General features: G+C 69.7%; 1 pseudogene. It reads left to right on the top strand.

Features of this window, described 5'->3' with window-relative positions:
* Positions 1–267: pseudogene (locus tag NVV99_RS26535) on the top strand (helix-turn-helix transcriptional regulator); the annotation flags it as partial.

Here is a 267-nt window from a genome sequence, read left to right as displayed (position 1 = left end):
CGACCAGGAGCTCGGCGACCATCCGTCGGTCCAGGCAGGTCGCGCGCTGTTCACACAGATGCACGACGAACATTCGATCCTGCACGCCTCCCTGCCCGCGGATCCCGACGAACTCACCGAGCTCGGGACGACACCCGGCGCCGCGCAGGCCCTCTACGTCGCGACGGTGCAGACCCTGACCCTGCGGGTCTCGGGCGAATTCGGGGAGGCCGCGCGGGTGACGCTGCTGTTGCGTCCGCTCGTCGATTCGATCCTCGACCACCGGCC

Origin of the sequence: Rhodococcus sp. PAE-6 (genome assembly GCF_025290685.1) — a bacterium.
GTDB lineage: Bacteria > Actinomycetota > Actinomycetes > Mycobacteriales > Mycobacteriaceae > Rhodococcus > Rhodococcus pyridinivorans.
Note: the sequence above shows the minus strand (reverse complement) of the source record. Positions and strands in the feature narration are given on the sequence as shown.